Here is a 14,746-nt window from a genome sequence, read left to right as displayed (position 1 = left end):
GTCAGGTACGGCCGGCAAGCGTCTGTGAGAGCAGCGACGAGATAGTTTCCACCCTTCTGTCCCAGGTATGCTGCGCCGCCAGCCGCGTGCGCTCGGCAACCCGTTCAGGACTGTCAGTTTCCATCTCCCGCGATATCGCCGCTTCAAATGATGCTGCATCCTTACAGTAGGCCACCATGTCCTCCGTATACTCGGCGAGGTCCGGGTTAAAATCGGTAGCCACGACCGGCTTTCCCGCACCCAGGTATTCAAAAAGCTTGAGCGGAAAAACGGCTGCGCTCCCTTCGTCCTTCCGAAACGGTATGACTGCTACGTCAAAACCCTTGATCACAGCCGGCATCCCGGCATAAGGAATGCGCCCTGTAAAATGAACATTCTTTAATTTATCGAGCCCAGCCAGGTCTTCCGCAAAAACAGGGCCTGCCAAAACAAAGCTCCATTCAGGGCGGGCCGAAGCGACCTTGTACACCAGTTCAAAATCGAATCGGTGCTCTATGCTCCCGAAATAACCGATAACCGGCCGGGGTATCCCGACGAGGGCTTCAGAAACTGCGGTTTCCGGCCTTGTTGCCTTGCCGCTATGAAAAATATCCGCGGCATTCGGAACCAGGTAACTGTTCGGGTTCATTTCCAGCTTGTGCGCGTAGAGGTTCTTGCTGCTGCAAATCACCAGGTCGGCATCACCGACAAGCATCGCTTCGGACTTAATGCCGTGTTTCCCGTCAAAATTTCCCGCTACAGGGTCCAGGCAGTAATACACCCGGAGCGACGGCGACAGTTTCCGCGCAACGGTCGGGTAATGAAAGTTGAAAGCATTTATAAATATATAATCGGTCACGCCGAACCTACGGAGTATACGCCTGATCCTGAATCGTATCAGGAACTCATTCAGGCCCAGTAGCAACCGGTACAGAAATCCTTCCGGCAAAAAGTGAAGAGACAACACTAAGGGTGGGATCACTACCTTGAAATTGGGGTTTCCGGTATCAATGACCTCCCGGGAAAACAATGAAAAAAAACGCCGCCTTTTCTTAAAAGACATGCTATTTTTGTTTACCCACCAATCTCTGAGGGTATACGGGTTGTCGACATAGAAAACCCGGTTGTGCTCAGCCAGTTTGGAGGCTACGGTATATGCGGTTGATTCAATGTCGGCATCAAAACGAAATAAGCTGAAAACGACAATATTTTGACCCCATAAATTCATTCAAACCAGAGCGGAAAGCTTTTTAGCCGATAATTGATATACTCAACGAATATACTTACTCAGCGTCTACACGGCAACGGATCGCATGATTAAAATTTTATTTGACCATCAGAAATTCACCACACAGCGGTATGGTGGAATCAGCCGGTATTTTGCCACGCTGATTGACGCAATTGAAGATTCCGGGGGAGCTTTCTCCTCTAAAACCGGCGTATTGTACACGGAAAACCAATACCTGCCCGGGGCTTCCCAACTGCTCAACAACCGCTTCTGCCGGCCATTCTTCAGAACAAAGGCGGGGAAAAGCGGGCTTTATAAGCTGAACCAGTATTACTCCTCGAAACTCATCCGGGAAAAACGCTTCGATATTTTTCACCCCACCTACTACGACCTCTATTTTCTTTCTGATCTCAAAAAGCCGTTTGTTACCACTATACATGACATGACCTATGAAATACTCCCCGAATATTTCTGGGCGCATGACCCGCTGACCGAATTCAAGCGGAAGAACATCGAACGCGCGGACGCAATTATTGCCATCTCTGAAACCACCAAATCAGACCTGATCGAATACGGGAATATTTCGGATCCCGATAAGATAAAAGTCATTTATCACGGCATTGACACTTTGTCCGAAGCGCGCTGCCAACCCGTTTCCCCACTACCTGAAGCCTATATCCTATACGTCGGCGACCGCAGCGGCTATAAAAACTTTTTCCTTTTCATGGACGCGTGCCGGGAAATTCTCAACGCGCAGCCTTCCCTGTCGGTGGTGCTTACCGGCGGCGGCGGCCTGGGAATTGCAGAAAAAGAGTATCTGTTCAGGAACCGGCTGGCCGGCAGGGTCCACCATATCAATGCGTCAGATTCGGAGCTGAACTATCTTTTCAGCCGTGCCCTGGTATTTGTCTACCCGTCGCTCCACGAAGGGTTCGGGTTGCCGATCCTCGAAGCGTTCCGGGCCGGGTGTCCGGTGCTGCTGAGCGACACCCGCTGCTTCAGGGAAATAGGCGCGGATGCCGTACATTATTTTGAAGCAACGTCCAAAGAAGCGCTCGTCTCAGAGGTTTACAGGATTATAGGTTCGGAAGACACCCGCAGAAAACTGGTAGCCGCCGGTAAAACCCGGCTCCAGGATTTCCCGATCGAAGATTGTGTCAGGAAAACCTTCGAGCTGTACAAATCGCTGGTATGATCGGTTAAAATACCTCAACCCATTCGAAACGATCGGTCATGATGCCTTTCGGGTGCTCACGGCCAATCCTGAATCCCAGCCAGTTTGCCGGGGCGATTACCCGTTTATTCCGCGTCGACAGGTAAGCCGCCCACCAGCTGAAGGTACTGTTTGAAATGATGGCGATATCGGCATTGCTGATCAGTTGAAAATCGACGATCTCAGAATTGGACACAAACAGGTAGTCGGGGTGATGGTCGAAAGCCTGTTTTACAAAAGCTATGTCGTCGCTTACCAGTATCACTTTATACTGTTCCAGGTCCGGAATATTGGCCAGTTCGCGCTTGAAATAGGACATAGGCAGCGCAATGTCACGTTTGCCGTAGCTGAGATAGTCGGTCCTGCGTATGTGCACAACCACTACCCGGTGCTGATCGAATAAATCTCCGTACAGCGCCCTGAACTGTGCCACATACTGCTGCCGGATCCGGATTTTTACAGGGATATCCGTGTTTTTCAAATAGTAATCCGACTGAAAATAGCCGTCGTAAATACACCGGCTTTGGGGTATAAAGTCGCGCGGAGCCACAAAATTATGTACCTGTATATAGCGAAAACGCAGTATCTTCGGGATACACCGCATAATTACCGAATATAGCCTGGACCCCAGCGTCAGGTTGTGGTACCACCCCAGATCAAAGTACCTGGCCAGGTAGGCATGGTGCGGGTTCGGAAAGAAATAAAACCCGCCCGGCCTTCGCGACTTCAGGTACATCAGGAAATGGTACTGAAATAACTGGTTGCCCAACCTGCCGATAAATCTTACGCCTGTCATTACTTATTGATTGTCAATATTCGACTTCCTGCTCCAAGCGGGCAGGACATGCCGGTTATAGAATTCCGGGTAAAACCGGTACATATAAATTATTGTATTTTTAAGCTCTACGCCGATCTCACGTCTCAGGATATATTGCGCTACCGTAAAACCGACAATATTGGAACAAAGTGTTGCGTACGCCGCGCCCATTACGCCCATTTTCCGGATCAGTATAAAATTCAGTCCCAGGTTTAGAGTGGCAGTGAACAACACGACCAGAAATGTAATCCGGGTCTTTCCTACCGAATCAAGTATCGTCCCGAATTGTCTGCCGAAAGGAATAAGCAGGCAATACAACAGCGTTATCTTCAGGAGCGGGATGGAGTCTGCATATTTCTGGCCTGCAACGGCCCAGATTACCCAATCGGCAAAGAAATATAGAAACAATACGCCCGGCAGCAGGATGGCCAGCGTGGTGCCCACCGATTTTTCGTAGAGATACTTGACGGCACTGCTGCCCTCTTCCTCCATTCTTTTTGCACTTTGAGGAAAAACTATCGCCGCCATGGCATTGGTAGGAATGTCAATCAGGTTGGTAATGCGCACCGCAATATTGAAGGCGCCCGATGCCGCCGGCGACAACATGGCGCCCAGCATCATCTGGTCAATTGTACCGGACAGCAACGAGCTGACGGAAGTGCCAAACCCGTATTTCCCGTAGCCGAAAAGCTTCCTGATCCAGTATCCGGTGTTGTCAAAACTCAGCTTGAAATGATCCCGGGTGTAGAGATAGGCAAAGACTGTGCTGACGACAATACTTACCACCTGCACCCACGCCAGCTCCGATAATTCTATCCGGTGGTGAAGAAAAAAACTGGCGGCAACGAAAGCAAAAAAGAGGAACTGGCGGATAAGTCCCGTCACAAATACTCCTCTGAAACGCAGGTTTGCCTGCTCGACACAATTAAACAAAGAAAGAAAAAGCGACACCGAAAATCCTATGGTATAAACCCGGAATAAATTGGTAAGCTCGGGAGTCTTCCACAACGCGCTCAGGTAAGGCGCCCCGAGGTGGGCGGCTCCTACCGTAAGAAGCGTAACACTTCCGCCCAGTAAAAGCGAAGCCGCAACAATACGGGGATGCTCTTCCTTTCTCCCCGACGACACATACCGAATCAGCGCCGACTGTATAAGCCCGTTCCGGATTGCCTCCACAATGGTAGTGGTGGACATAAATAGTACCCATGCCCCGAAGCTGTGGTTGTCAAGCGACCGGACGAGCAGGAAAAAGCTGGCAAACCCGAAAAATACCCCTGAAAAGTTCTGGAGGACACTCAGGAACCCCGACTCAATCCAGTAATGTCTTTTTGCCGTCATTTTGGTGCTGCTGCCGGGTTGAGATAATGCCTGATCACCATTTCCTTCAGCTCATCGTCATCGCGGGCATGATAAATTTCGGCATCAGAAAGTTTAGTGTACAACTTGCTGAAGCAATGAAAGTAGTGCTCCGGTCCCTTCTTGGATAAAATCAGGTTTTGCCCGCCGAAATAGCTGGCCAGGGTAGCCGTTCCGCCATGAATGGATATAAAATGGTCGGCATTTGCATACACCAGCATCTGAAGGTGGTTGTAATTTAAGGCGCCCGCTTTGTTTTCCCGGTACAAATCTTCCAGCAGGATAACTTCGGGGTGCTTTTCCCGCAGCCATTCATAGTCATTCAGCTCATAGATATCACTGTTGTCCATCGTGATATGCCCCGGTCCGGGGCGATTATAGAGAATGGTATAGGCGGGACTGAGCGTTTCGATCAGGAAGTCCAATACCGGTATACTGAAAAAGCTGACCGGCGGACCGTCCCATTCCATATTAAAACGGTTGGCTATGATCAGCATCGGTTTGTCGTACACATAAACCGGGTTGCGGTATACGGCTTTCAGCGGTACCTGCGTCCATTTGGCCATATCATAGTCATGGCTGTACAGGATCCGCGGCATCTCGAAGTTATAGTTCCCCTCGTTGGTCCGGGTGTCGAATACTTCGGTATGATCCGGCGAGAAAAAGTAAAGCTGGGCAGTATACCTGGACGCCACTGTCGACTTAAGCGTGCCGTTGCGATAGTGCCAGTAAGCAAAAGGCAGTACAAACAGCAATTCGGGAGCAAATTCTCCCTGGAAACTCAACTCCTTGTAGGGCTTACGGATCACATAATCCCGCACAAAATACCTGAGTTGCCTGATGCGACAGCGATAGGTGTCTTTATAAAAGCTTCGGAGCTCGGGCGGCACCTTCGGGTACCTGATCCTGACAAACAGTCCCAGGAGCTTTCCGGACAAAAAATCCAGCATAAATTTCTTTCAAAACGTTGAGATATCCTTCAAAACACAAGTTACAAAAGTCGGTTCGTCTTTTCGAAGCCCCGCGCGGCTTTCCCTACCTGTCATCAATATTAAAAACTGAAAACAGCCACCGGTCCACCGAATAGTCGAGGCGTTTATACTGCTGCGGCATCATAAAGGCCGGGTCTATATCGAGCGTTTCAGGGTCGTAGACTGCTACCTGGCCTTCCCCTACCCCGGCCTCCCTGAAAATATTATGGTTATTCGTAAGCAGCTTTTTGCCTGCGCTGAGCGCGTCCAGCGACCGCATGGTCAGCCCGGCCTGCCCCTCGCTTGTAAAATCAACAATGACCAGCGATCTGCTGAAATGATCCACGTACTCGTCCTTGCTCAACTTACGGAATGAGATGAGGGCGGGATCCAGCCTGACGCCCTGCCACCTTTCCTGGAGATAATATTTCCAGGTCATCACCAGCTTTGTCCTGAGTCTGTACCCTCGCCTTGCAGCAAATTTTATAAGCTTTTCCAGGAACAGGTACCTCGGGTACGTGTAATTGCCGCAGAAAAAGAGGTCGTAATCGGGAGTTTTATGGGTCAGACTCCGGAATTCATCGGTGCTGAAAGTCGGCACATAAGGCAAATCAAGCTCCTCGGAATCATCGTAATCAAAGGTCGAAACCGAATCAAAAAAAGGAATAAGCGGACGGTAATCGCAGTCCCAGGTCGTATAGGCATCCCACTGGTACAAAATGGTCCGGATACCGGGGCTAATCTTCCTGACGGCCTCCACGAAGGCCCCTTCCAGCTTGTAGCCCCTGATCACCAACAGGTAATCAAACTGCCTGCCTTCTATTTTTTCCAGGATACCCGCGTAGTGCTTCCGTTGTATGGCTTCCGTATTTCCCTTCCGGAGAAACTTGACCAGGCCAAACCGTGGAGAAGTATCGCGTTCATAAAAAAAGGAAACGCTGGCCCCGTATGCCTCCATTTTGCGAATGATCTCCTCGTTGTAGTGATAGAATTTCACCCCAATCATCAGGATTTTACGGTTCTCAAAGAGGTTTCTAAGATCGGTTCCGGTCATTTCTGTCGGGTTTTGTTTGCTGGCGGTAGAGAATTTGCCGTGAAGTCCAGCCGGGTATCCAGCCGGTACGTGACCTGTATGATAGCCGCTGCCAGGTAAAAAAGAATATTCGCGGGAAACTGTACAAAGGCTTCCTGCGGAAAATTACCCACACATAACACAAAGACAACCAGGGTCATAGCGAGGCAGCAGGTTTTGAGCTTGTCATTCCTGATTTTGTAGTAGTTATCGATCCCGGTTTTCAGAATCAGGAAAATCATCAGGCACTGAAGCATAAGTCCTACCCAACCCAGCTCCGCGGCCGTCCGCATAAACCCGCTGTCGGGTGGAAAGCCGGCCAGGTAGGAATGAGGCGCAAACCGAACTCCCCACGCCCCGGTTGCGCCCAGCCCGCCGCCGAAAGGGTGACTTTGCAAGTAGGGCTGAATCCGTTTCTGGTTGGCGGCCCGGACACTGTAGGAAGCGTCGATCGAGGGCTTAAACGCGGTTTGAAACCGGTAAAGCGTAGGGTTCGACGTGGGAATAAATATCATTACGCCCAGCAGGAAGCCGGCCGCAACGGCAAAGGGAATCAGCTTTTTTTGGAACCGGAGCAACGTGAACAACACAAGTCCCGCCGGTATGAGCACATACGCCCCTCGTGTGCCGGCAAAAAACATGCTGCTTACGCATAGCAGACCGACGCCCCCTATTATCACCTTCCGGGAAAAAGCCCCCCGCGCCGTCAGAAGGCTGAGGCAAACAAAAAAGGCAATCACCATGTTGTAGGAAAAAGCCACCGGATCTGAAAACACGGAATACTTGCGCCAATGTCCGTCTATAAAAAGCAGGCTGGCCATAAGCGGATCGGCGACCATATTTTCGAATTCGGTACCGGCAAAACCAAAATATTCCTGCCGGTATGCATAAAGCGCCCCAACCGTAGCCAGGGCCAGCCAATAACCGATCAAAAACCTGAGGTACCGGAAAGAGTCTACCTGATACAGGAATATGAAGTAAATCAACACAATAGTCCCCGTAGTGCGGACGGTATACAGCCAGGCCATACGCGATTCGGCCCATGGATTAGCCACCTGCAGCAGGTTGTACAGCAACCAGACCAGGATGACCACACTGACCGGGTTCCGGTAGATCGCCCAGTCGGGACGCTTCTTCTGGCTGATAAAAAAACCGAGAACGAGCAGCGCCAGCATGCCGTCGATCAGGGTGCCCAGCGGGAAATTGATGCCGAGGCGCATGATATAAAACAACAGGTAAACCACCCCGAGCAGCAAAGCAATGCCGAAACGCGGGTAGGCCACAATTGCATACACAACCGGTATGGCAACGCAGGCCGCAATAACCAGGAGACCCGCTACGACACCGTTGTCTACCGTAAGCCAGCCGAGCAACCCGGTCAGAAGTGCCAGGAACACTGCACCAGGAACATTATTCAGCTTCTCGTCCCAAAACCACTGCCTGATTTTTCCCTGGAAAGCTCCACGGTTTTTCCAGGCCGGCAGGCCCCGGTCAGCAGGTCGCGGCTCTCTTGTCATCAGAAAAAGAGAATTTTAAAAAAGATGAACACCAGTATCCCGCCAACCAGCAATATAGAAAGCAGGCGCATAGCGCGCTGCAAAAGGCTCAGGTGACTGAAACTCCGTGTATCTTCCCGCTTCTCGGATGACCTGGGGTAAGTTTTCATTTGGACAAACAAGGGTTGATCTTCGATATAAAGCTCATGGATTTTCACTATTATGATTCAGATCGGCAGCTCCCTCCCTGGTAGCAACCGAAAGCTTGCCGGCTCTGCCTGTTTTGAGCAGCGCACGAACCTGGTAGTAAACAAAGCTGGGTATGGCATACAAGGACCTGATAATCCTCGGATCGGCCGAAGACCGCGCCATTGCTATTGCAAACCCCATGACAAAACAGAATAGGCCGGCCAGCCAGGCATAACCCGCCGCCGGGAAAAACACCAGGTTCAGTATGGTAAACCCCAGCGAAAGCAGTAAGAAAATAAAAAGCGGCGGTCTCAGTAACACCAGCCCGAACAGCAACTGGTTGGACGAAGCATTTCTGACTCCCTGTCCGGCAATGCCAAACCCGAGCTTAAAATACCGGAACCAGGTATTGATCCACCTCGCTCTTTGTTTGACCAATTGCGCGCCGGCCGCAGTTTTTTCGTCGTAGACAATGGCTTCGGGGGCATAGGCGATGCGAAGGTCGCGGGAAACAATCTCTGCCTGCAACACCTTGTCAAAACCAGCTCCGGGAACTTCTTTCCCTCCGAGGCATTCTCTGTAAAGCGCAACGTCAAAAGCCATCCCCGACCCGCTTAGAGTTGCCGATGAGCCTGCTCCGAACAAAGCCTTCCCGTCGTAGAAATGATAGTAAATGTCACGTGCAGCATCCAGGCACGCAAATACCGTATCGAGGTTCTTAGCTTCCCTCACCCCCTGCACGGCCCTGTAACCCCTCTCAAACCATTGGTTGAGCGCTCGAAGAAGACCGGGATGTACCAGGTTGTCGCTGTCAACAATCACCAGCCGGTCGTGCCTGCGCCGGAACCGTTCAATTGCATAAAAATGTGATTTGACATTATTGGCAAGCACTTTTTCCGGGCGTAGGATGATCACACGGTCGTCTTTTTCCCGAAGCTCAGGGACGTCGCAGTGATCGGCCACCACGTATACCAGGTAATGTTCATATTGCAACCGCTTCACCGATTCCAGCGCAGCCGGTACGGTATCCGCCTGGCCGTAGGCAGTAATAACAATGGCGTAGTCCGGTTCAGCCTGCCGGCTTTCGGGCGCATGGCCTTTCTCTTTTTTTCCAACCGTCTTCAAAACGGCGGACAGCCCCAGTAAACCCAGTGGAAAAACCAGGTTAAAGCCGACCAGGACCTGGAAAATCACATATAGGGCCAAAAGAATATTCATTTCCTATTTCTCTTCATTCGTACTGCCACCCCAGACCGACGCGTCCGCCTGCGTCAGGACCCATCCCGCGAATACGGCGCCGCGGTTGCGCAGGTACCTGACGTTCTCCTCGTCACGTTCACCCAGCGGGCGGCCAGCCGGGAACACACCTATTACCCGATCGGCATAAGTAAGCCATTCCTTCGCTTTATGAAGGCTTCTTAAGGAACCGGTTTCGACTATGACCACATCAAACTGCGCCCGCAGCGTCGCCAGCTTGCTTTGAAGCTGCTTCTCGTCCACCAGCTCCAGAAGCGAAACGTCTCCCCCGCGTGTGCCGAGAACCGCCGGGTTTGCGCTGTCCGGGTGCAGCTCCTTTCCCGCCAGGAAGTCCTCCAGGTAAACCATATTTCGTCGCTCTTTTGTGAGATCGGGATTGCCAAAATTCCCGTCAATAACCAGCACGCGCCGGTTGATCCGGCGGTAAGCCCATGCCAGCCCGTTGACCACCAGGGTTTTCCCGCTGCCCTCCGTCAATGAGGTTACAGCAATTATTTTGGGACCATATCCTTCACTATCGATTTCGAACCTGACCGACCGTACCAGGCTGCGGAACCGGGCGATCGGCCCCTCCGGCTTCGCCCCGTCGAGTTGCCCCGGGTCCGTAAAGTCTCTTACCCGGTTCAGATGGCCCAGAACCGGCGCTCCGGTCTGGTCTGCCAGTTGTTGCGGGATACGGATGGCATTGTCGAGGTAATACAATACGAACAGGACGAACAGACAGACAATAAGGCTTACCAGCCCGGATAACAAGACCAGTATTCTCTTTTTGGAAGGGAGCTTTATCCCGTCCGAGGCTTTTTCCACCTGCTTGAGCGCGATCGGGTTGAATGACTCCAACCGGGCAGAATTATAGCGCTGCAGCGCTTCTATGTATTCCTTCCCGGCTATGTCTATGCTCGTCTCATATTGCTGAATACTGGCCTCGCTCGGGACCATCCCGTCGAACTTGCCGTTAAGCCGCCGGATCTCATCCTCAATCGTTTTGATACTGTTCCGGGCAAGCTCAAGAGAAATTTCGAGCTCGAGCTTATGGTTGACCAGGTTCTCCTTTACGTTCAGCGGGTTATAGATGTACTTGTCGGAAGACTCCATAATCCTGGCGCTCAGCACTTTCTGGACCGAATCTACCCGGGCTTTGTAAGCAGGGTTAAAATTGCTCCGGATATACAGGTCATTGACGGCCTTCAACTCTTCCCTGGTTTCTGCAATGTGCTGGTTGATCAGGGCCATGGACCCTTCGAGGTACTGCCTGTCGGCAGGATTGAACCGGGCGTCGATATTCTTGAGGGCGGCCCCGTAGGCGATGATGTCTTTTTTGGTTATCTCCCTGCGGGTTTCAAAATCGATGATATGGCCATACAGGCTCCTGGCCTGTTCGTTCAGGTTAAGCACACGGTTACGGATCTTGAAATCTTTCAACTCTTCCATCTTCTGGTTAAGCGCAGCAAGCTTTTGCAGCATAAATTTTTCAAGAAAGTCCAACGACTTTTCACTGCTGCCTTTTATGCGCTCCGCATAAACCTTCAGGAATTCGGAAATAAGCGTATTCACCAGGTAAGCAGAAAGCCCGGGGTGTTCCGCCTCAAACTCCACTTCTATGTAGTCACTATTCGAAATGCGCTCTACCCGGAGTTTTTCAAGGATCGAACCGGCATCATATCCCATATCTTCGATTAATGCGGCTACCCGCTGCTCCTCCTTTCCCGAGGGGTAAAACGCTTCGGAACCCGATAATTTCCTGCGTAGAAGCACAACAGCCTTCTCCCGGAAACCCTGGTCGGCATCATCCGGCACCTCTCTGAATGCCTGCCCCGGCCGGGCAGTAAGGTCATGGATAACCAGGCGGTAGGAAACCTGGTCCAATACTTTCTTCAGCTTGATCAGCTGAATGAGATTCTCAAATTTCCGGTTCAGCTCAGAATCCTGTTCAACGTTCTCATTCAGGGAAAGAATCTGCCCGGTCTTGTCCACCAGGCCGGTCGCAATACTGCCTTTCGAACGATATACGTCTGGTAACCGTGAGGCCAGGAAATAACACAGCACCAGGGTAACCAGCGGCACCAGTACCCAAATGAACCACCGCTGTTTCAGGTATAACCCGAATCTAATAAGTTCTCTCATTTTATACCCTCCATTTTTTGCCCGAGCAGCTCCTCAAGCGCGCTCTTAGCGATCAGTATTTCGCCTTCTATGGTGACTTTCGCCTGCATCTGGTTCGAGCACGCCAGGAGCGCTTTGTTATAATTTTCAAGCGTCTCCTCTCCTTTTTCAAATTTATACCGCACCGATTTGCGTATGCTTTCAAGGTCAAGAAGCGACTCGGCCACTACGCGCAGCAAAGTTTTTTTCTGGATGTAGGTATAGTAGCGCTGGCGCACTTCCGCTTCCAGGTTGAGTTCAAAAGCCGCCTTTTCGTGGCCAATCGCATTCTGCTCGCTTCTTGCCTGGCGAACCTGCGCCGGCTTCTGGATCAGGCTGCCCACATTGGCAAAAAAGCCGAACTGGTAGCTGGTTTGCATCAATGGATTTACGGTCGCCTGCTGCCAGCCCGGCATAAAAAGGTAGGAGAAGGAGAAAATATCAAAGTAGGAGAGCCGGGCCTTTTTTACGGCATATCCTGCTCCCTCAATCCGCGAATCCAATACTTTAAGCTTCGGATAATTGGTCCGCGCCGTCTCTATCAGCCGCTGCAGGTATTCTTCCGAAAGCTCATCCCGGACCGAGATCCCGGTTTGGGCCCCGGATATCACCGCCTGCATCAGACAGCAAAACAGAAACAAGATTTTTTTCATAAACCGCAATGTCAATTTTGGAACGCTACAAAGGTTATTTCCGTCAAAAGGCTATTTTTGTAATCTGCAGGTTGCTTGTCTTTCGTCTATTTCCTCAACGTTTATGTCGCTTTCAGACCTGATCAAAAGCAAACCCACCCTCAAAAAGTGGATCCATTTTTTACTGATACCCGGGAATGAAGCCCGCCCCAGGCGATGGGTAAGGTGGTTTGTTAACCCCTTCTTTCAACACAGAGGCCGGCAAGTGATCATCCGTCGCCGGACCCGGATGGACCTCCTGCCCTTTAACGACTTCAGGATAGGCACCGGCTCGGTAATAGAGGATTTTTCCACGATTAACAACGGCGTTGGCCATGTCGTAATCGGCGCACACAGCCTCATCGGTATGAGCAACGTGGTGATTGGCCCGGTTACCATCGGCGATAATGTTATAATGGCTCAGCACGTGGTGGTCAGCGGTTTAAATCATAATTATACCGATCCGGCGTTACCGATCAGCCGCCAGGGCGTGTCCGTCAAAGCCGTCGTGATCGAAGACGATTGCTGGATCGGCGCCAATGCCGTTATCACTTCCGGGGTCACCGTCGGGAAACATTCGGTGGTAGCCGCGGGGTCGGTCGTGACAAGGGACGTCCCGCCCTTTTCAGTAGTCGCCGGCAACCCCGCCAGACCCGTGAAACGGTTTGATACCGGGTCAGGTACCTGGCTACGCCTGTAAGATTTCAGTATTTTTCTCATACGTTCTCGGATTGAAATAAAGCCGGAAATGTTTTGAGTATGATCCTCAGATCCATCCGGAAAGAGAAATTCCTGGCGTATTCGACGTCTAACCGGATTCGTTCCTCCTCCGACATGTCGCTTTTTCCCCGTTTGGTTACCTGCCACAACCCGGTCAGGCCTGCGGGCCCGGCAAAGCGTATAATCTTGTCGTCGGTGGTCAGCTTTTCGGCTTCATAGAGCGGCAGCGGGCGATTGCCTACCAGCGACATATCACCTTTTATAATATTGATAAACTGTGGCAGCTCGTCCAGGCTGGTATTTCTCAGGAAGGTTCCCACCCTGGTGATGCGCGGGTCATTCTGGAACTTCATAAACGCTACTTCATTCTCCTTTTGCCGGTGGTACACCCTTTCGCAAATCTGCCTGCCGTCGAGAAACAGCATTTGCTCGCACTGCGACAGCCCGAGCGCCTTGCAGTCGGCACAAAGGGAGGCCTGGTCATTATTGTCTGAGTCGCCGTTCTTTTTACTGTAAGTGTTGAACGCGCTCATGTCTTTGATCAGCTTGTCGGCATCCACGCGCATCGTCCGGAATTTATAGAGATCAAAAATACGGTACCCGCTGCCTACCCGCCTCGATTTATAGAATACAGGGCCCCGTGAGTCAACCCGAATGACAATCCCGACGAGCAGGTAAACCGGTATAAGCCCGATCATGGCTGTTCCCACCACGATAAGGTCGAGCGCCCGCTTCCAGAAAGGAGTTTTAAAGTGCAGGTGCCCCAGTTTCCGGGCGACGCTGCCGGCCAGCCGTCTCTTCTGCCCGGCTAAAAAATTAACCCGGAGTCCAAGATCTCCCTTGCTTATGTCTACCTGGAAAATATCGTTTGCCTTCAGCTCCCGCGCTCGCCTGACAGAATCGGGAGTAAGCTCAGCGGCCAGGATGATGAACGGGATATTTTTGAAATGGGTGCTTTGACGCAGCTGAACCAGCAGATCCCAGCCACCGTTTCGTTCATCAGCCAGGACTACATCGGTATTGCCCCCGGCCCAGATAACTTCCATAGCTTCCTGCATATTGTAGCAGTAGCTGATTTCAAGCGACTTATCCAGTTTTTCTGCCACCAGCAGACACTGTTCATAGTCATGATACAGGAAAACGATTCCCGATCCCTTGGGAGAAGGTGCACCGGGAGAAACTACCGCCACTGTATTGACCTCTTCCATAGTTCCGGTCAGCGTTGTGTCCTTCTGAATATGGCATTGATTTTTGCCAACACCTCCATGGGATTAAAAGGCTTGATCATAAAATCGTCCGCTCCTGCATTCAGGCATTGAATTTTTTCCTTGCTGTCGTCCGAACCAGACAAAATAATCACCGGGATATCCGAGTACATATTACCTGCCCGGAGCTGTTTCAGGAACTCTTTCCCATCCAGGTTCGGCATATTCAGATCAGCAATGATCAGGTCTGCGACATTACCCTCTTCCAGCCACTGCATTCCCGCCAATCCATCGTCCTTGATAACCACCTCGAACTCATTCTTCAGAAAGTGCTCCAGTATTTTCTGAATACCCTGCTCATCGTCCATGATCAGGAGATTCTTTTTAGCGCGTGCTGAACACATGATTACAATCCAGATCCCGGAGAATC

Annotated in this window: 14 protein-coding genes; 2 read left to right on the top strand and 12 right to left on the bottom strand. The window is 51.3% G+C overall.

From position 1 onward, the window contains the following. Nucleotide 1: 1 nt before the first annotated feature. Nucleotides 2–1,207 carry a glycosyltransferase gene (locus ABD852_RS17260; RefSeq protein WP_345031171.1) on the bottom strand — a complete coding sequence of 402 codons (1,206 nt, stop codon included), beginning with the start codon at nt 1,205–1,207 and terminating at the stop codon, nt 2–4. An 85-nt stretch (nt 1,208–1,292) separates the two neighbouring features. Here ABD852_RS17260 and ABD852_RS17255 point away from each other — a divergent pair, with 85 nt between their 5' ends. Next, nucleotides 1,293–2,402 carry a glycosyltransferase family 4 protein gene (locus ABD852_RS17255; protein ID WP_345031170.1) on the top strand — a complete coding sequence of 370 codons (1,110 nt, stop codon included), beginning with the start codon at nt 1,293–1,295 and terminating at the stop codon, nt 2,400–2,402. A 4-nt stretch (nt 2,403–2,406) separates the two neighbouring features. Here the strand turns inward: ABD852_RS17255 and ABD852_RS17250 are convergent, their stop codons facing one another. From ABD852_RS17250 to ABD852_RS17210, 9 genes are all read right to left on the bottom strand, one after another. Next, nucleotides 2,407–3,216, bottom strand: coding sequence for an alpha-1,2-fucosyltransferase (locus ABD852_RS17250; RefSeq protein ID WP_345031167.1), 810 nt, complete (start codon nt 3,214–3,216; stop codon nt 2,407–2,409). 3 nt (nt 3,217–3,219) lie between these two features. Further along, nucleotides 3,220–4,575, bottom strand: a complete 1,356-nt coding sequence (locus tag ABD852_RS17245; RefSeq protein WP_345031165.1) for a flippase — start codon at nt 4,573–4,575, stop codon at nt 3,220–3,222. Then, the gene (locus ABD852_RS17240; RefSeq protein ID WP_345031162.1) at nt 4,572–5,543 is read right to left on the bottom strand and encodes a hypothetical protein; all 972 of its coding nucleotides are present in this window, start codon (nt 5,541–5,543) and stop codon (nt 4,572–4,574) included. The genes ABD852_RS17245 and ABD852_RS17240 overlap by 4 nt, the downstream gene beginning before the upstream one ends. A gap of 85 nt (nt 5,544–5,628) precedes the next feature. Then, entirely contained in the window at nt 5,629–6,618 is a 990-nt protein-coding gene (locus ABD852_RS17235) for a WaaS/CpsH family glycosyltransferase (RefSeq protein ID WP_345031160.1), read from the bottom strand. Further along, nucleotides 6,615–8,153, bottom strand: coding sequence for an O-antigen ligase family protein (locus ABD852_RS17230; protein ID WP_345031158.1), 1,539 nt, complete (start codon nt 8,151–8,153; stop codon nt 6,615–6,617). Before ABD852_RS17230 ends, ABD852_RS17235 begins: the two co-directional genes overlap by 4 nt. Further along, nucleotides 8,153–8,302, bottom strand: a complete 150-nt coding sequence (locus ABD852_RS17225; RefSeq protein ID WP_345031157.1) for a hypothetical protein — start codon at nt 8,300–8,302, stop codon at nt 8,153–8,155. Before ABD852_RS17225 ends, ABD852_RS17230 begins: the two co-directional genes overlap by 1 nt. A gap of 34 nt (nt 8,303–8,336) precedes the next feature. Further along, nucleotides 8,337–9,539, bottom strand: coding sequence for a glycosyltransferase (locus ABD852_RS17220; protein ID WP_345031156.1), 1,203 nt, complete (start codon nt 9,537–9,539; stop codon nt 8,337–8,339). 3 nt (nt 9,540–9,542) lie between these two features. Then, nucleotides 9,543–11,702: a lipopolysaccharide biosynthesis protein gene (locus tag ABD852_RS17215; RefSeq protein WP_345031154.1), complete on the bottom strand. Its 2,160-nt coding sequence runs from the start codon at nt 11,700–11,702 to the stop codon at nt 9,543–9,545. Continuing rightward, on the bottom strand, nt 11,699–12,373 hold the full coding sequence (locus ABD852_RS17210) for a TolC family protein (RefSeq protein WP_345031152.1): 675 nt from the start codon (nt 12,371–12,373) through the stop codon (nt 11,699–11,701). Before ABD852_RS17210 ends, ABD852_RS17215 begins: the two co-directional genes overlap by 4 nt. A gap of 103 nt (nt 12,374–12,476) precedes the next feature. On the opposite strand from ABD852_RS17210, the gene ABD852_RS17205 reads away from it, so the two are divergent. Beyond that, entirely contained in the window at nt 12,477–13,091 is a 615-nt protein-coding gene (locus ABD852_RS17205; RefSeq protein ID WP_345031150.1) for an acyltransferase, read from the top strand. Nucleotides 13,092–13,107: 16 nt separating this feature from the next. On the opposite strand, the gene ABD852_RS17200 is transcribed toward ABD852_RS17205, so the two are convergent. Together ABD852_RS17200 and ABD852_RS17195 are read right to left on the bottom strand one after the other, a co-directional pair. Further along, nucleotides 13,108–14,319: a sugar transferase gene (locus ABD852_RS17200; protein WP_345031149.1), complete on the bottom strand. Its 1,212-nt coding sequence runs from the start codon at nt 14,317–14,319 to the stop codon at nt 13,108–13,110. A gap of 8 nt (nt 14,320–14,327) precedes the next feature. Beyond that, nucleotides 14,328–14,720 (bottom strand): response regulator transcription factor, encoded by a 393-nt coding sequence (locus ABD852_RS17195; RefSeq protein WP_345031148.1) that lies wholly within the window; start codon nt 14,718–14,720, stop codon nt 14,328–14,330. Nucleotides 14,721–14,746 lie beyond the last annotated feature (26 nt).

Source organism: Ravibacter arvi (genome assembly GCF_039540405.1).
GTDB lineage: Bacteria > Bacteroidota > Bacteroidia > Cytophagales > Spirosomataceae > Ravibacter > Ravibacter arvi.
Note: the sequence above shows the minus strand (reverse complement) of the source record. Positions and strands in the feature narration are given on the sequence as shown.

Bases quoted from the DNA above. Each gene is read 5' to 3' on its own strand.
- ABD852_RS17260 (WP_345031171.1), bottom strand. From the start codon at position 1,207: ATGAATTTATGGGGTCAAAATATTGTCGTTTTCAGCTTATTTCGTTTT.
- ABD852_RS17255 (WP_345031170.1), top strand. From the start codon at position 1,293: ATGATTAAAATTTTATTTGACCATCAGAAATTCACCACACAGCGGTAT.
- ABD852_RS17250 (WP_345031167.1), bottom strand. From the start codon at position 3,216: ATGACAGGCGTAAGATTTATCGGCAGGTTGGGCAACCAGTTATTTCAG.
- ABD852_RS17245 (WP_345031165.1), bottom strand. From the start codon at position 4,575: ATGACGGCAAAAAGACATTACTGGATTGAGTCGGGGTTCCTGAGTGTC.
- ABD852_RS17240 (WP_345031162.1), bottom strand. From the start codon at position 5,543: ATGCTGGATTTTTTGTCCGGAAAGCTCCTGGGACTGTTTGTCAGGATC.
- ABD852_RS17235 (WP_345031160.1), bottom strand. From the start codon at position 6,618: ATGACCGGAACCGATCTTAGAAACCTCTTTGAGAACCGTAAAATCCTG.
- ABD852_RS17230 (WP_345031158.1), bottom strand. From the start codon at position 8,153: ATGACAAGAGAGCCGCGACCTGCTGACCGGGGCCTGCCGGCCTGGAAA.
- ABD852_RS17225 (WP_345031157.1), bottom strand. From the start codon at position 8,302: ATGAAAACTTACCCCAGGTCATCCGAGAAGCGGGAAGATACACGGAGT.
- ABD852_RS17220 (WP_345031156.1), bottom strand. From the start codon at position 9,539: ATGAATATTCTTTTGGCCCTATATGTGATTTTCCAGGTCCTGGTCGGC.
- ABD852_RS17215 (WP_345031154.1), bottom strand. From the start codon at position 11,702: ATGAGAGAACTTATTAGATTCGGGTTATACCTGAAACAGCGGTGGTTC.
- ABD852_RS17210 (WP_345031152.1), bottom strand. From the start codon at position 12,373: ATGAAAAAAATCTTGTTTCTGTTTTGCTGTCTGATGCAGGCGGTGATA.
- ABD852_RS17205 (WP_345031150.1), top strand. From the start codon at position 12,477: ATGTCGCTTTCAGACCTGATCAAAAGCAAACCCACCCTCAAAAAGTGG.
- ABD852_RS17200 (WP_345031149.1), bottom strand. From the start codon at position 14,319: ATGGAAGAGGTCAATACAGTGGCGGTAGTTTCTCCCGGTGCACCTTCT.
- ABD852_RS17195 (WP_345031148.1), bottom strand. From the start codon at position 14,720: ATGTGTTCAGCACGCGCTAAAAAGAATCTCCTGATCATGGACGATGAG.